Annotated in this window: 2 protein-coding genes; both read left to right on the top strand. The window is 54.2% G+C overall.

Going from position 1 to position 3,943, the window contains the following annotated elements:
- Positions 1-369: 369 nt before the first annotated feature.
- A complete protein-coding gene (locus tag HOLDEFILI_RS11485; protein ID WP_167317147.1) occupies positions 370-3,252 on the top strand; it encodes an EAL domain-containing protein in 2,883 nt (960 codons plus the stop codon).
- A gap of 137 nt (positions 3,253-3,389) precedes the next feature.
- Positions 3,390-3,943: HAD family hydrolase (locus HOLDEFILI_RS11480; protein WP_006059873.1), on the top strand; the 554-nt coding region annotated here is incomplete at its 3' end.

Below are 3,943 nucleotides of genomic sequence, written 5' to 3'. Positions count from 1 at the left end.
TTTTCCGGTGTATTGGCCCCGCGCAAACTGTTCGTAGACGCGGCGGAGGGACCTGATCGTTCGGATTTTGGCATAGCGGCTGGCGGATATCTCACGCAGTCCGCAGGCGGGTGGCGGGAAGATTCTGGATAAAAGACGGATTTCCCGTGTTTATCGCTGTCAGAACAGGACTTTGGAAGCAGAAAAAGCAATCAACATCATGAAAACGGTAATCTTTCCCAATTCTTTACAAATCAATGATATAATCCTTTTATAGAACAAAATTTAGGAATACCAGGCCATGACCGCCGGAACGAGCGCAGCGGCCGAACCTGATCGCTTGTCAGGAAGGAAAGATCACGCTGTATGAAAAAACGCAGGCTTATTTTTATGTTAATTTTCTGCCTGGGATTGAATGGGATGATCCCGTTTTTAAGGACCGCTTCTGTGCGGGCGGAAACACCGGTGATCCGCGTCGGCTATATTGATTACGCCGGATTTATTGAAGAAGACGGGGCTGGAAAATATACAGGCTACGGCGTGGAGCTGCTCGAGCGGATCAGCCGGATTACCGGCTGGCGCTACGAATATGTTTATGGCGACTGGCAGCAGATTCTCAGCCAGTTAGACGAAGGTTCGATCGATTTGATCATGACCGCACAGTACACCGAGGAACGGGCGGATCAGTTTCTTTTTTCTCAGCAGCCGATCGGCGACGAGCTGGCGGTGGTATACGCGCGGGAAGACGCGTCGGTGTATTACGACGACAGTGCGGCGATGGACGGGCTGCGCATCGGACTGCTTCAGGGCAGTTATCAAAATCAAAGCTGGCAGGATTACGCTGAAAAGCATGGCCTGAACTGTCCGGCAACGGAATATAAAACGGAAAATCAGCTGATGGAAGCGCTGTTATCCCAACAGGTTGACCTGATTGTCAGCGGGGGATTGGCGCTGCATGACGAAGCGAAGGTCGTGCTCAAGTTGGAACCGGCGCCGTTTTATATCATCACCAATTCAGCCCGGCCGGATCTGATGACGCAGATCGATGAAGCGCTGGCGGAAATGCTTTTGGCGGACCCTTATTTTGAAGCCCATTTATATGATGAATATTACGGCGACAGCCAGTATTCCGTGCAGCCGCTGTTCACCCGCGAGGAAGACGCGTATATCCGGGAAGCGGGGATGATCCCGGTCGGTCTGGACGGCTCGCAGGTTCCCTTCGCCTATATGGAAAAGGGGAAACTGAAGGGAATCTGGCCGCAGCTGTTAGCGCTGATCGAGAAGAAATCAGGTCTGCGGTTTGCGCTGACGCCGCAGGCTCCCCAGGCGGATTATGTCGCGTTTCTGGATCAGAATCCCCGGCAGTCGCTCTATTGCGGCATCACCCGGCGCAACCTGCGGATGACGCAGAACGCGGCCGTTCAGCTCAGCGACCCGCTGCTGCAGCTGGATTTGATGGTCGTCGTCAATCCGGAGGAGTTCAGTACGGCTGGCAATGAAGAATTCAGCCTGATCGTAACCGACAACACAGCCGTCAACAGCGAGTTTTTAAGTCAGATGCCTTCGGGTCAGATTCTGTATGCCGATACGCTGGTTCAGTGCCTGCTGGCGGTGGCCGATCACAAAGCCGCGGCGACCGTGTGCGATTCCTATACGCTGAATTATTACAGCTGGAAACCAGGCATCAGCGATCTGCAGGATAATTATCCGCTGGAATTCCCGTCGCTGCAGCCCTGTTTTGCGGCCAGCGCTGATCTTGATCCGGTGCTGATGGCGATTTTAAACAAGACGATTGCCAGTCTGTCGCAGAAGGAAATTAACCAGGTTATTTATGATTCCACGCTGGGACTGCATTATCAGCCCTCGTGGACAGATTGGCTCAAAGCAAATTCTTATCTGGTCGCGTCCTTAGCCCTGGCGCTGATTCTGGGCGTCACACTGCTGATCTACCGCAGCCGCAAGCAGACCGAGGAACAAATTCAGCGGCGGCGCACCGAAATGTTCCGGCACAAGGCGGAAATGGATCGGATCAGCGGACTGTACAACGAGGATACATTTACGGAGAAAGCGCAGGCGATCCTGGCGCAGGATCCGCCGCCGTATTATTTGATCTATATCAATATCCGGCGGTTTAAGATCGTCAATGAGCTGCTGGGGGTAGAACAGGCCGATCAGCTGTTAAGTCATATCGGCAGCCGGCTGCAGGATTACTGCGGGCGTTATCCCGGTTCGCTGGCGTGCCGGATCACGGCGGATCACTTCATGTTGATGACGCCGTGCGAAGCGTATCAGGCCAACGGCCGTGAGGATATTCTGAAAGACTATGCCAGCGATTTGAATCTGTCGCTGGAATATGGCGTGTATCCGATTACCGACCGATCGCTGCCGATGAAGCTGATGCAGGACCGGGCGGCGCTGGCGGCCAAGAATCGAACGGATCCGATGTTCAGCGAAGTGGGATTCTACACGGATCAGCAGCGCCAGCGGATTATCCGCGAGCAGCAGGTTCTGGATGAAATCGAGGGCGCGATGGACCGCGGAGAAATCATCATCTACATTCAGGCAAAATATGATATCGTCGCACAGCGCGTGATCGGCGGGGAAGCGCTGGTGCGCTGGCAGCATCCGGTCCGGGGACTGCTGGGCCCGGGGCAGTTTGTCGGCGTGCTGGAAGAAAACGGACTGATCATGCAGCTGGACTATTATGTCTGGGAAAAGACATGTCAGTTTCTGCAGCGTCAGCACCGGCTCCATGAGCAAGTTCCGCCGGTGTCGGTCAATGTGTCGAAGTATAATTTCTACCGCGCCAATCTGGTCGCGCTGTTTACCGATCTGATCGCCAAGTATGAATTGAGACCTGGAGATCTGCAGCTGGAAATTACGGAAACCGCCTGTGCGGAGGACACCGAGCAAATTTACGCGGTGATCCGGCAGCTCCAGCAGGCCGGCTTTACCGTGCTGATGGACGATTTCGGCGCCGGTTATTCCTCGCTGAACATGTTCAAGGATGCGCCGGTGGATATCATCAAGCTGGACATGGGCTTTATCAGTTCGGATGAAAACAATGCCGAGCGTTCCGGCGCGGTGATCGCGTCGATCGTCAACTTATCGCATTCGCTGAACATTCCGGTAATCGTCGAAGGCGTGGAAACTCAGGCTCAGGTTGATTTCCTGAAATCCATCGACACGCGCTACATCCAGGGCTACTATTTCTCCCGGCCAGTCCCGGAGGAGGACTATTCCGCGCTGTGCTACGCGAAGGATGAAGCTTAAATGCAGCCTTGATTCACTAACAAAACATTTTCTCAGTCCGGTCAGCTCTGAGAAGATGTTTTTTTCTGGGCCGGTGCGGGAAAAGAACACGCGGAACGACTGAATTCTGGTACAATAAGGCCAGGAGTGATTCGTTCATGATAAAAATGTTGGTCTTTGACGTCGACGGGACGTTGTATGATTTAAACCGCCATGAAATTCCGCGTTCGTGCCAGGAAGCGATTGCGAAGGCCAAGCGCAGCGGATTGATTTTTGTGATCGCGACCGGACGGACGCATTATGGCTTAGGTGCGGCGCTGAACGCGTTAGAACCGGATTATATCCTGGCGGTTAACGGCGCGGTGGTCGCTGACGGCCGGGGGCGGATTCTGGCGCATCATGATTTATCTTTGGCGCAGGTGGAGCGTGTCAACGCTTTCTGTCGTTCGCATCAGGCCGGGCTGGCCTGGAAGTTTCTCGATCATTGCTACATCTATCAATCCCCGGAGAAGATTGACTGGCTGCAGCCGCAGAAAGAATCGGATATCGGACCGGAACCGTTTATCGACTGTCCGGCGCAGGACCGGCATCAGACCGCTCTGCCGCAAAGCGCGAGCGTGCATGCCGATCCCGAGAAAGTCGAGGAAGTCTTCCATGACGATCCGGAACTGGCGTTTCTGCGCTATTCCGCCGATGGCTATGACGTCGTGGC

The organism is Holdemania filiformis DSM 12042, from assembly GCF_000157995.1.
In the GTDB taxonomy this organism is placed as follows: Bacteria; Bacillota_I; Bacilli_A; order Erysipelotrichales; family Erysipelotrichaceae; genus Holdemania; species Holdemania filiformis.
The sequence above is the reverse complement of the archived record's forward strand: the minus strand, read 5'-3'. Positions and strand labels throughout refer to the sequence as shown.

Bases quoted from the DNA above. Each gene is read 5' to 3' on its own strand.
- HOLDEFILI_RS11485 (WP_167317147.1), top strand. From the start codon at position 370: ATGTTAATTTTCTGCCTGGGATTGAATGGGATGATCCCGTTTTTAAGG.